The 9,567-nt window shown below is 67.4% G+C and carries 9 protein-coding genes, 1 tRNA gene and 1 pseudogene; 4 read left to right on the top strand and 7 right to left on the bottom strand.

What is annotated here, in order from left to right:
* The 6 genes from KGM94_RS19995 to KGM94_RS19970 form a co-directional block, all read right to left on the bottom strand.
* A partial coding sequence (locus tag KGM94_RS19995; protein ID WP_300263295.1) for a FliH/SctL family protein occupies positions 1-545 on the bottom strand: 545 nt, incomplete at its 3' end.
* Positions 545-1,633, bottom strand: a complete 1,089-nt coding sequence (gene fliG, locus KGM94_RS19990; protein WP_300263293.1) for a flagellar motor switch protein FliG — start codon at positions 1,631-1,633, stop codon at positions 545-547. The genes KGM94_RS19995 and fliG, both read right to left, overlap by 1 nt.
* Before the next feature lie 18 nt (positions 1,634-1,651).
* Positions 1,652-3,268, bottom strand: coding sequence for a flagellar basal-body MS-ring/collar protein FliF (gene fliF / locus KGM94_RS19985; RefSeq protein ID WP_300263291.1), 1,617 nt, complete (start codon positions 3,266-3,268; stop codon positions 1,652-1,654).
* Positions 3,269-3,445: 177 nt separating this feature from the next.
* Complete coding sequence (locus KGM94_RS19980; RefSeq protein WP_002714638.1) at positions 3,446-3,721, bottom strand: DUF1153 domain-containing protein; 276 nt, start codon at positions 3,719-3,721, stop codon at positions 3,446-3,448.
* 218 nt (positions 3,722-3,939) lie between these two features.
* Positions 3,940-4,635 carry a flagellar hook capping FlgD N-terminal domain-containing protein gene (locus tag KGM94_RS19975; protein ID WP_300263289.1) on the bottom strand — a complete coding sequence of 232 codons (696 nt, stop codon included), beginning with the start codon at positions 4,633-4,635 and terminating at the stop codon, positions 3,940-3,942.
* A 10-nt stretch (positions 4,636-4,645) separates the two neighbouring features.
* Entirely contained in the window at positions 4,646-6,256 is a 1,611-nt protein-coding gene (locus tag KGM94_RS19970; protein WP_366526259.1) for a flagellar hook-length control protein FliK, read from the bottom strand.
* A gap of 350 nt (positions 6,257-6,606) precedes the next feature.
* On the opposite strand from KGM94_RS19970, the gene mnmA reads away from it, so the two are divergent.
* From mnmA to KGM94_RS19950, 4 genes are all read left to right on the top strand, one after another.
* The gene (gene mnmA, locus KGM94_RS19965; protein ID WP_300263286.1) at positions 6,607-7,788 is read left to right on the top strand and encodes a tRNA 2-thiouridine(34) synthase MnmA; all 1,182 of its coding nucleotides are present in this window, start codon (positions 6,607-6,609) and stop codon (positions 7,786-7,788) included.
* A gap of 21 nt (positions 7,789-7,809) precedes the next feature.
* Positions 7,810-8,448 carry a class I SAM-dependent methyltransferase gene (locus tag KGM94_RS19960; RefSeq protein ID WP_300263283.1) on the top strand — a complete coding sequence of 213 codons (639 nt, stop codon included), beginning with the start codon at positions 7,810-7,812 and terminating at the stop codon, positions 8,446-8,448.
* Positions 8,449-8,493: 45 nt separating this feature from the next.
* On the top strand, positions 8,494-8,856 hold the full coding sequence (locus KGM94_RS19955) for a hypothetical protein (protein ID WP_300263281.1): 363 nt from the start codon (positions 8,494-8,496) through the stop codon (positions 8,854-8,856).
* Between the two features lie 132 nt (positions 8,857-8,988).
* Positions 8,989-9,065 (top strand) — tRNA-Met (locus KGM94_RS19950).
* An 81-nt stretch (positions 9,066-9,146) separates the two neighbouring features.
* On the opposite strand, the pseudogene KGM94_RS19945 reads toward KGM94_RS19950, so the two are convergent.
* Positions 9,147-9,567, bottom strand: a pseudogene (locus tag KGM94_RS19945) (AMP-binding protein); the annotation flags it as partial.

Genomic DNA, 9,567 nt, shown 5'->3' with positions numbered 1-9,567 from the left:
ACGACGCCGCCGTCGGCCCATTCGATCCGGCAGTCGCCGGTCGCAATCTCGGGCTCGGCCAGGATCACCAGCCGGCCCTCGAATCCGCTCTGTTTGGCCAACCGCTCGATCTTCTCGCGCGCGCTGTCGTAGAGCGCGTCATTGATGCGGACGACCAGATGCGGCGTCGAGACCAGGTGCGAGAAGCAGTCGCGCACCAGCGCGATGATCTCGCCGAGCGGCTCGGCGGCGATCAGGTCGGCGCACAGCTTTCGCGCCACCGCGACCGCGACGTCGACGGCCTCGGTCTCCATCTTGTTCTCGACGCTGGCAAAGCTTGCCGCGATGCCCCGCACGGCGATTGCGATCTCCTCCATCGCGAGCGCCACCCGGCGGTCGCTCTCGGCCTTCGCCTCGCGCTGGCCGGCGTCGAAGCCGGCCTGATAGGCGCGCGCCTCGGCGGCGGCGACCTTCTCGGCGATCTCGGCGGCGGTCGCCGCCTTCTCGCGCGCGTTGTCGGGGGCGCCGAAGTCGTCGTTGAACAGGAATTTCGCCGGTGCCGCCATCAGTATACCAGCTCGTCGTCGGCGCGGTTCTTGGTCAGCATGATCTCGCCCTTGGCGGCGAGGTCCTTGGCGAGGTTGACGAGGAGCGCCTGCGCCTCGTCGACGTCGCGGAGCCGGACCGGTCCCATCGCCGCCATGTCGTCCTGCAGCATCTTGGCCGCGCGCGAGGACATGTTGCCGAAGAAGAAGTTGCGGACGTCCTCGTTGGCGCTCTTCAGCGCCACGCCGAGCTTGTCCTTGTCGACGTTGCGCATCAGTGTCTGCGCCGAGCCGGAATCCAGCTTCACGAGGTCGTCGAAGGTGAACATCAGCGCCTTGATGCGCTCGGCCGATTCGCGGTTGTCCTCTTCCAGCGCGGTGATGAAGCGGGTTTCGGTCTGGCGGTCGAAATTGTTGAAGATTTCCGCCATCACCTCGTGGGCGTCGCGGCGCCGCGTTTGGGACAGGTTCGACATGAACTCGACGCGCAGCGTCTTCTCCACGCTCTCGATGACCTCCTTCTGCACCGCCTCCATCTTCAGCATGCGGTTGACGCAATCGAGCGCGAGCTCCTCGGGCAGGATGCCGAGCACGCGCGCGGCGTGCTCCGGCTTCAGCTTCGAGAGCACTACCGCGATGGTCTGCGGATATTCGTTCTTCAGATAGTTCGCGAGGACCTCTTCCTGGACGTTGGAGAGCTTCTCCCACATGTTACGGCCGGCGGGGCCGCGGATCTCGTCCATGATGCCGCTGACGCGCTCCGGCGCCAGGTATTGCTGCAACAGTCGCTCGGTGGCGTCGAAATTGCCCATCAGCGCGCCAGAGGCCGACATGCGCGAGACGAACTCGAGCAGCATGTCCTCCACCGTGTCGGCCTCGACGGTACCGAGCGTCGACATCTCGATCGAGATCTGGCGCACCTCGTCGTCGTCGAGCAGCGACCAGATCTTGCCGCCATACTGCTCGCCCAGCGCCAACATCAGGATCGCGGCGCGCCGGGAGCCCGACAGGGCTTCGGCCGCCTTCTCCCGGTTGCCCTGACGGGCACCGAGCGTGGAGATCACGCTGGTGATGTCCTTGGAGTTGGCGTTTTGCAGCGATGCGGCCATGTCGGATTGCTTCTCGGATTATTTCGCGGGTTCGCTCAGCCATTGCCGGATGATGGCGACGGTTTCGTTGGGATTGCGTTCGGCGAGTTCGCCGACGCGGTGAACGGACTGTGCGTGGACCTGGCCCTGGACGGTCGCGACATCGATCGCGTTGGCGGCGGCGCTCGGCAGCAGCGGCTGGCCGCCGGCGGCCGGCGCGGCCTCGCCGGCCGGCACCGGCGCGGGCAGGACGCCGGTCAGGGCGGCAACCTCGTCGGAGGAGAGGATGCGTTTGACCAGCGGGCGGATCACCATGAACATCACGATCAGGCCGAGCACCATCATCACGCCGAGCTCGATGACGTACATGACGTCGTCCTTGGTGAACTGCAGCATGCCGAGGAAGCCGGTCGGCTCGCCGATCGGGGCGGTCGACGGCGCGTCGGCGAAGCGCAGGTTGACGACCTCGACCTGGTCGCCGCGCTTCTGGTCGAAGCCGATCGCCGAGCGCACCAGGGTGGCGATGCGGTCGAGCTGCTCCTTGGTGCGGTCCTGATAGGCGAGCTCGCCCTTGTCATTCTTGGTGTAGATACCGTCGACCAGCACCGCGACGGAGATTCGGTTGACCCGGCCGGCCTCGGTCACCTCGGTCTTGGTGGTGCGGGAGATTTCGTAATTGTTGGTCTCTTCGGTCTTCTTGCTCTGGTCCTTGGCCAGCGCCGCGTTGCCGCCGGCGCCGTTGCCCGGCAGCTCGTTGTTGACCGTGACCTGGCCGTTGTTCTCGGCGCTCGTGCTGCTTTCTTCACGGGTCTGGCTCGAGCGCAGCACGCGGCCTTCGGGGTCGAACTTGTCCGAGGTCTGGGTGATCTTGTTGAAGTCGAAATCGGCGGAGAGCTGCACGCGGGCGCGGCCCGAGCCGACCACCGAGGAGACGATGTCCTCGACCTGCTTGCGCATCCGCTTCTCGAAGGCGGCGCGGCGTTCGTCGCCGACCGCCTGGTCGGGGTCCGTCGTCGCGCCGTCGGCCAGGAGCTGGCCGGCCTCGTCGACGATGGAGACCCGCTGCGGCTTCAGCCCGTTGACCGCGGAGGCGACGAGGTGGCGGATGGCGCGGATCTGCTGGGCCTCCAGCGAGCCGCGCACCCTGAGCACGATGGAAGCCGACGGTTCCGGCGCCTCGCGCGAGAACAGCGGCCGCTCGGGCAGCACGAGGTGGACGCGGGCGGCCTGGATGCGATCGATGGCGCGGATGGTGCGGGCGAGTTCGCCCTCCAGCGCGCGCAGATGGTTGATGTTCTGCACGAAGCTCGTGGTGCCGAGCGCGTCGGACTTGTCGAACACCTCGTAGCCGACGCCGCCGCCCTTGGGCATGCCGCCCTCGGCGAGTTTCATGCGCAGCCGCGTGACCTTGTCCTTGGGCACCATGATGATGCTGCCCTCATTGCGCAGCTCGAACTGGATGCCCTGGCGCTCCAGATCTTTGATGATGCTGGAAGAATCTTCGACGCTGAGGTCGGTGAAGAGCGTCGTCATCTGCGGCGTGGTGACGCGCATGATGACGAAGGCGAAGAAGCCGATGAGCGCGGCGGTAACCGCGATCATCGCCGCGAACCGCGCAGCGCCCAGACCTTTCAGGAAGTCCAACAGACCTTGCAAGCAACCGCCCCAGAGATTCGGCCGCTTCGAGCGGGGCCGACTGGGCAATTATTGCCTAGGTGATGGTTTCGATATGGTTAACGAAGGTTAAGGGCTGCGACAAAAGTCCGGACATGAAAAAATCGGCCTCGCGGGGCGAGGCCGATTTGCGTCGAATGCGCTCGGTTGGCGGATCGCTTACTGGCGATACTGCTGGATGCGGGTGGTGCGCAGTCCGGCCAGGCCGTGCTGATCGATGGAGAACTGCCAGGACAGGAATTCGTCGACCGTCAGGGTGTAGCGGCTGCAGGCCTCCTCGAGGGAGAGGAGCCCGCCGCGAACCGCGGCGACGACCTCGGCCTTGCGGCGGATGACCCAGCGCTTGGTCCCGGGCGCAGGCAGGTCCGCAATTGTCAACGGACTTCCGTCCGGCCCGATGACGTACTTGACCCTCGGGCGATGGGGTTCTGTCATGGCGTACTCACAAACTCTCAACCACTGAACTCACGCCACAACCCTACGCTGGCCGGCTTAAAAATTGGCTAAGCCTAAGGCATCAATACAATTCTGGTTGAAAATGGCGGGAACGCGCCCGAACCCGGCCGGCGGGACGCGTACGTCCGGCCTGTCGGGCGGGCCTTCGTAAAGACTTTACTAACGTTTCGCGCCGGCGCCGGCCGGGTCGAGCGGCCTCAATTGACGATGCTCTTGACCTGGCTGACCGTGTAGGTCTGGCCGCCGATCGACAATAGCGGGGGCGACTGAGTGAGGTCGACGGAGGAGACTGTGCCCTGGATCTGGGACGAGATCGCCACCGCATTGCCCGAGGCGTCCTTGGCGGTCGCCGTCAGCTTGTACTTGCCGTCCGGCCATTGCGTGCCGTCGGTGCCCTGGCCGTTCCAGGTGAACGGCACGTCGGAGCCCTGTCCCGCGGTATAGGCCCCCGTAAAGACGGTCTGCCCGCTCGCGTTCTCGATGGTGATGTTCACATTCGAGCTGGTCGGGATGTTGAGGTGCCAGGTCGCCGACGAGCCGGTCATGGTCGCGGTCGAGCCGTCGACCACGGCGGTCTTGCCGACGAAGTTCAGCGCCTGGGTCGCCTGCGCCGTCTGCTGCAGCGAGACCAGGGTGGACAGCGTGTCGTTGGTCTTGAGCTGCTGCTCGACGCCGGCGAACTGCACGAGCTGCTGGGTGAACTGGTTGGTGTCGAGCGGATCGAGCGGGTTCTGGTTCTGCAGCTGTGTGGTCAGCAGCGTCAAGAAGGTCTGGAAATTGCCGGCGAGCGTCGAGCCGGTGCTCGAGCTCAGGCTCGACGAGTTAGAGGACGAGGAACTGGTCTGGGTCGTGCCCGATACGACCGAAGGCGCGACATTGGCTGTGGTTGTCATCGAAAACTCCTCACACTCTGATATCGACGCCGCTGCTCGATCCGAGCATGCGGCCGTAGCCGCGGCCGGCCACGGCCGCGGCGGGAAGGGTCTCGTCGTCGCTGATGATCAGGCGGCGGGCGTTGCCTCCGGTGTCGCTGCCGTTGCCGTTCTGGCCCGATGACGACTGGTCGCGCAGGCTGAACGACAGGCCGCCGTCGCCGGTCTTCAGCCCGGCGTCGTCGAGCGCGCGCTGCAATTGCGGCGCGTCCTGCCGCAGCATCGACAGCGTCTCCGGCCGCTCGACGGTCAGATGCGAGGTGACCTGGCCGTTGCGGTCGACCGAGATGCGGACGTCGATGCGGCCGAGCTCGACCGGATCGAGGCTGATCTCGAACCGGGTCTTGCCGCTGCGCGCGGAGGCCGCGATCTCGACCGGCAGGCCGGAAAGCGGAACGGGCGCGGAGGTCGTGGCGGCGGTGACGGTGAGCGTGGCGGTCGAGGCGCCTGCGGTCGAGGTCGTCGTCGTCAGCGGCACCTGCAAGGCGGAGGCCGCCTGCGTGCTCGCATCGACCGAACCTGCGGGCGCCTGCGCGGCGGCTGCGTGATCATGGGCGGAGGGCGTGGTCTGCACCGTCGCGCTACGATCGGACGCGGCGGCCTTGGACGTCTCCGCGCCGGTCTCGACGGCGGGCTTTGCCGTCTGCGGATGCGTCGCGGGATTGGCCTGCGGCGTTTGTGCCGGATTGAACGTTGCGTTGGCGGCGGCGTCAGGCTTGGCCGTATCCGGCGTGCCCGTAAGATCGGAGGCGTCCGTGTTGGGCTGCGCGGTGACCGCGGCCTTGAACGACGTCTTCGGCGTCGCCTGCGCGACCGCGGCCGTCAGCCCCGTATTGGCCTGCGGATCGGCCGGTTTGCCGCCGGAGGTCGCAAGCAGGGCGGCGTCCTGGTCCGCCGTCACGGCCGCGGCATCGGCCGGCCTGGCGGCCGCATCCGCAGCCGCTCCGGACGTCTCGGTCTTGATCTGCGCGGGCGTTGCGATCTGCGCGGCGATCGTGGCGCTGGCGGCGAGGCCGGCGGCGGCGATGGTCAGCGGCGAATCGGATGCAGCCTGGCCCGTGGCCGCGCCGGTATCGGCCGGCGCGACGGGGACCGCGACGGCGACCACCAGGGCGGCCGGATCGGGCGCGACTTGCGTGGCGTCGATCTGCGATTGATCCGCTGACGGCACGGCGGCGGTGAGGCCGTCGGCGGCGGCGCTGCCGTCGGCTTTGGCGTCGTCGGCCTTCGCCTTTGCGCCGGCCGCATCGGACTTGCTCTCGGACTTGCTCTCGGACTTGCCCTTGGTCTTGCCCGGCGCCTTGGCCGAATCGGATGCGGGGGCCGAGGCGTCGGTCGCCTCGGTCTGCCGGCTCGGCGCGGGCTGGTCGCTCGCCGACGAATCGCGCGGGCCCCGATCAGCCGCCTGAGCGGCGCCGCCGGTGCGCCGCGGCGCCGGGTCCTGCGGTTGCGCATTGGTGGCCGCGGTCGTGTTGCTGTCGACGAGCGCGCCGAACCCGGTGTCCGCCTGCGAGGCCTGCGGCCGGACGGATTTTGCGGGCGCGGTCTGGACCGGCACGCTGGCGGCGACTTCTGACGACACGCTAACCACAGGCAACCCCTTGCGATGATCTCGGAGAAAGGGGTTAGCAAGGAGCGGGCCAGCTTGGGTTGAGATAGTTTATTACATAAAATCAATATCTTACATCAATCGTACAGGACCATTGAAGCCGCCTGGACCGATCCCTTTTCTGCCTCCCGGCAAGATTTGCCGTTGTCGGCCGCCGTAAAGGCCGCGCGCGTGATTGCGTCACGGGGATACGGCCTATATTAAAGTCTGGCTCGACCGGGCCGGCCTCGCGGAACCCTCATGGGGTTCCCGATCGCGGAGGTCCGAAGAGGAAATTTGGATCGGCAGCCGCGCCGCCTGCCGCGATCGCATCGACACAGAACATGCTCAACAGTCTGGATCTCGAAGGCCGTCCGCAGGACACCAGGGTCGTCGTCGCCATGTCCGGCGGCGTCGATTCCTCGACCACGGCCGCGCTATTGAAGGCGGAAGGCTACGACGTCGTCGGCATCACGCTGCAGCTCTACGACCATGGCGCTGCGACCCATCGCAAGGGCGCCTGCTGCGCCGGCCAGGACATTCACGACGCCCGCGACGTTGCGGCCAAGCTCGGCATTCCCCATTACGTGCTCGACTACGAGGACCGCTTCCGCGAATCCGTGATCGACAATTTTGCCGACTCTTACGCGCTCGGCGAGACGCCTGTGCCGTGCATCGAGTGCAACCGCTCGGTCAAGTTCCGCGACCTCCTGAAGACCGCGCGCGAGCTAGGCGCCGTCGCGCTCGCGACCGGCCACTACGTCGCCTCGCGCCGGCTCGACGACGGCTCGCGCGCGCTGGTCTGCGCGGCCGATGCCGAGCGCGACCAGAGCTATTTTCTGTTCGCGACCACGCGCGAGCAGCTCGACTACTTGCGCTTTCCCCTCGGCGACATGACGAAGGGAGAGACGCGCGAGCTCGCGCGCCGGTTCGGCCTCGCGGTCGCCGACAAGCACGACAGCCAGGACATCTGCTTCGTGCCGACCGGGCGCTACACCGACATCGTCACGCGCTTGCGGCCGAACGCGATGGAGCCCGGCGACATCGTCGATCTCGGGGGACGCGTGCTCGGCAGCCATCACGGCATCGCCAATTTCACCGTCGGCCAGCGCCGCGGGCTCGGGATCGCCTCCGGCTCGCCGCTCTACGTGATCAAGCTCGAGGCTTCGACCCGCCGCGTCGTGGTCGGCCCGCGCGAGGCCTTGAAGATGCATCGCATCGTGCTGCGCGACGTCAACTGGCTCGGGAACAGTGACATCGATGCCGCGATCGGCGCAGGCCTCGAGATGTTCGTGCGCGTGCGCTCGACGCGTGCGCCGCAGCCGGCGTGGCTGCGCGGCGGCAACGGCCGTTACGAGGTCGAGCTGGTCGGCGGCGAGGAGGGCGTCTCGCCCGGACAGGCCTGCGTGTTCTACGACGCGCCGACGGGGCAGGCGCGCGTGCTCGGCGGCGGCTTCATCCAGAGCGCCGCCGCCAAAGCTGCAAGCGGCGCCATGCGCCCGCTCGCGGAAGCCGTGCGCGGCTGAATCTTTTCCGGGGCAGGGGGCATGGCAGCAGATATCTCGCGCGCCGGGGTCGAGAAGGCCTATGGCCGCTGGGCGCCGGTCTACGATCTCGTGTTCGGCAAGGTGTTCGACCAGGGCCGTCAGTCCACGATCGCGGAGGCCGACCGGATCGGCGGCCGCATCCTCGACGTCGGCGTCGGCACCGGGCTGTCGCTGTCGGATTATTCGCGCTCCACGAAACTCTGCGGCGTCGACATTTCCGAGCCGATGCTGCGCCGGGCGCTCAAGCGCGTGCGCGAGCTCGAGCTCGGCAATGTCGAGGTGCTGAGCGTGATGGACGCCAAGCATCTCGCCTTCCCGGACGGCTTCTTCGACGCTGTGGTGGCGCAATACGTCATCACCGCGGTGCCGGATCCCGAAGGCACGCTCGACGAGTTCGTGCGCGTGCTGAAACCCGGCGGCGAGCTCATCCTGGTCAACCACATCGGCGCCGAGAGCGGCCCACGAAAGATCTTCGAACTCGCGTTCGCGCCGCTGGCGCGCCGGCTCGGCTGGCGTCCGGAATTCCCGTGGGCGCGGCTCGTGAACTGGGCTGCGCGTCACGGCCATATCACGCTCGCCGAGCGGCGGCCGATGCCGCCGATGGGACATTTTTCGCTGATCCGCTACCGCAAATCGTGATCTCCTGGGGCGGAACGCGCGCGGTTGCGCTCGCGTTGTGGTCCCATGTGCACGAGACCAACGATCGTCATCGCAAGCCTGTTCCTGAGCGTCCCCGGCGCGGCGTTCGCGCAGGCGCCGCCGTCGCCGGCGACGCCGGAGCAACGGACCGCGCCGCCGGCGGCCCAGCGCCCGGCCGATTGCGCGCCGACCCGCCCCGACGCACCGCGCGGCACCGTGAAGCCGGGCACCACCACCGGCCAGGCGCGGGAACCGCTCGGCGACAAGCTCGCGCGCTCCGACGGCGTGTTGTGTCCGCCCTCGGATGTCGACCCCGAGATGCGGGCTCCGACCCCCGACACCGGCAAGACCCCGGTGATCCCGCCGCCCGGCAGCCCCGGCGGCGACCCGAATTTGCGGCCGAAATAGGCGGCTCTTTCAGTGGCCGCCGCTTATCCCGCCGAAGCCTTGGCGAAGGCGGACCTTTGCTTGACAGCCCCCCAACCCCCTCCTTATATGCCGCGCGTTCGCGAGACGGCCGTCACCGGCCCCGCGAGCCTTGGCGGGGTAGCTCAGCTGGTTAGAGCACGGGAATCATAATCCTGGGGTCGGGGGTTCGAGTCCCTCCCCCGCTACCAAATCCAGCGTAAGCCCTTGATTGTCCTTACTTGACCGCTCGCACTTTCAACGCGAGGGAAAGGCGCGTTGCACGATGCGCTTCACGCGCCGAACGCCTTCGCAATCTCGCGCAGCTTGAATTTCTGGACCTTGCCGCTCGGCGTCAGCGGCAATTCGGCCACGATCTCCAGCCGTTCGGGCAGATATTGTCGCGCCACTTTTTGATCGGCCAGAAACTGCGTCATTTGCTCGAAGCTGATTTGTTGGCCGGGCTTCGGCACGACGAACGCGCAGGCACGCTCGCCGAGCCGCGGGTCGGGGATGCCTACGATCGCCACGGCCTGCACCGCCGGGTGGCGGAACATCAGGCCTTCGATTTCGACTACCGGGATGTTCTCGCCGCCGCGGATGATGATGTCCTTGGCCCGACCCGTGATACGAACGTAGCCGTCTGCGTCGATCCGTGCGAGATCGCCGGTGTCGAACCAGCCGTCGGCGTCGTGATTGTAGAGCTGCGGTCGC

The organism is Bradyrhizobium sp. (genome assembly GCF_028868675.1).
Taxonomy (GTDB): domain Bacteria; phylum Pseudomonadota; class Alphaproteobacteria; order Rhizobiales; family Xanthobacteraceae; genus Bradyrhizobium.
This window is presented reverse-complemented; position numbering and strand designations above follow the sequence as displayed.

Coding starts and splice junctions, on each gene's coding strand:
- fliG (WP_300263293.1), bottom strand. CDS start 1,633: ATGGCCGCATCGCTGCAAAACGCCAACTCCAAGGACATCACCAGCGTG.
- KGM94_RS19980 (WP_002714638.1), bottom strand. CDS start 3,721: ATGACAGAACCCCATCGCCCGAGGGTCAAGTACGTCATCGGGCCGGAC.
- KGM94_RS19975 (WP_300263289.1), bottom strand. CDS start 4,635: ATGACAACCACAGCCAATGTCGCGCCTTCGGTCGTATCGGGCACGACC.
- mnmA (WP_300263286.1), top strand. CDS start 6,607: ATGCTCAACAGTCTGGATCTCGAAGGCCGTCCGCAGGACACCAGGGTC.
- KGM94_RS19960 (WP_300263283.1), top strand. CDS start 7,810: ATGGCAGCAGATATCTCGCGCGCCGGGGTCGAGAAGGCCTATGGCCGC.
- KGM94_RS19955 (WP_300263281.1), top strand. CDS start 8,494: ATGTGCACGAGACCAACGATCGTCATCGCAAGCCTGTTCCTGAGCGTC.